This is a genomic window from Burkholderia sp. ABCPW 14, assembly GCF_001523835.1.
In the GTDB taxonomy this organism is placed as follows: domain Bacteria; phylum Pseudomonadota; class Gammaproteobacteria; order Burkholderiales; family Burkholderiaceae; genus Burkholderia; species Burkholderia mayonis.
The window spans coordinates 1-1,264 of the sequence record NZ_LOVS01000037.1; the positions used below are offsets into that span (position 1 = coordinate 1).

Genomic DNA, 1,264 nt, shown 5'->3' on the forward strand with positions numbered 1-1,264 from the left:
CACCGCATGAATCGCATCGCCCAACGAACCCTTGAGCCAATTTCGATCGAGCTTGCCGTCGGCCTTCATGTGCCCGATGGCCGGTTCGATTGCGCTGCGACGCCGGATCATTGCTCGCAGGCCGCGTGTGATACCGCGTCGCAAACCTGGGTGATAGACCTTCACACCATCGACGGCGACGCCCTTGTAGCCGCGGTCGACGACGGCGATCTCCGGCTGCACGTCGCTCAGGATCGCCGCTTGTTCCAACGCTTCGGCCAACGTGTGCCCGTCGTATGGATTGCCCGGCATTGAACGAGCTCCGACTACCAGACCTTCCTTGTGCGTCGTGGTGATCGACACCTTCACGCCAAATTCGTACGGCTTGCGCGCTTTGCCTTTCGCCAGGCACTCCACTTCCGGCGCGTGCAGCGCATACAGCTTGTTTTTGTCCTTCTGCTTCTGCGTGAGAATCCGCTTCGTGCGGCTGATCAAGTCTTCCAACTCCGCGCGACTTTGCTGAACAACGCCTTCCAGTTGCCGCTCCACGTCACGCATCACGCGCCCCACTCGTGAACGCAAAGTGCGCAGCGCCTTCTTCATCCGCTTGTACTGCTTCGCATGCGCATAGCGCCCGATCTGGCCCGCCAGACGCGGCGCTTCGCGGTTGTAGTTCTGCCGCAGCTTCAGCCCGTGCTGGGCAGCAGCCTTCACCAGATGTTCGCGGCAACGTTCGAGCAGACGCGAATCGGTGGGATGCGCAATCGCCTTTTCCATCACCGTCGTATCGACGATCACCCGCTTCAGGCTCGTCGTCTTGATGACCTTTGCGCGTTTGGCCGCTTCGATCGTTTCGGCCAACAGTTCTTCAACGCCGGCTTCGCCCAGGCGCTTACGCCAGCGCGTCAGGCTCGACGGATCGATCGGCGGTTTCGTCTGCAAGTACGTCTCGCCGGTGAACACTTGCCAGTACGGGTTCTCCAGCCATTGCCAGACGACCTCTTCATCCGACAGGTCGAACGCGTGCTGCAAGTACAGCAGCCCTGCGATCAAACGCGGCGACGTTGCCGGTCGGCCACGAGACGATGCGAAACTCGCACTCATCGTCGTGCTCAACCGAGCCCAGTCGATCAGATCGGCCAAGCGAATCAACGGATGCTTCAGATTGATCTGCTCGCGCAGCGGTTGGCGGAAGAAATCTCCCTCTGTCACCGGCAACTTCGGACCCATCCACACCTCGTCAGGATTTGCAGGATTCACGCGTCAATATGCCTGCTTCCTGCAA

The 1,264-nt window shown here is 60.4% G+C and carries 1 protein-coding gene; it reads right to left on the reverse strand.

Annotation, left to right across the window (positions count from 1 at the left end):
- Positions 1-1,209, reverse strand: a 1,209-nt coding sequence (locus WS62_RS05735) for an IS5 family transposase (RefSeq protein WP_066568837.1), incomplete at its 3' end; no start/stop codon positions are given.
- Positions 1,210-1,264: the final 55 nt, after the last annotated feature.